Origin of the sequence: Halomonas sp. SIMBA_159 (genome assembly GCF_046536035.1) — a bacterium.
GTDB lineage: Bacteria > Pseudomonadota > Gammaproteobacteria > Pseudomonadales > Halomonadaceae > Vreelandella > Vreelandella venusta_A.
Window position 1 is genome coordinate 1 of record NZ_JAWJBT010000988.1, and the last position, 257, is coordinate 257.

The following is a 257-nucleotide window of genomic DNA, read 5'->3' on the forward strand; positions in this document are numbered from 1 at the left end:
CGTGTGATTCCAGCATCATGTTGCCAGCGACTGTTATATTGCAAGAACGTCCGCCCTGCTCGACGGTCAGTTGGCTCAGTAACTGTGCTTGTATTGCAGCCTGCTGGTTTGTGATTTCACGCCAGGTCAGGTTGCCGTCCTGATTGGCGTCCAGAACGATCCCCTTATCGGCCATCAAAGGGTACAGATCAGACAGTTGCAGTTGCCAGTTTCCGCTGAGCGTGGCGTTGTTATCTTGCTCCAGGGTCAGATACGCT

At 53.3% G+C, this 257-nt stretch carries 1 pseudogene; it reads right to left on the bottom strand.

Annotation, left to right across the window (positions count from 1 at the left end):
- Positions 1 to 257: pseudogene (locus tag R0J87_RS22210) on the bottom strand (hypothetical protein); the annotation flags it as partial.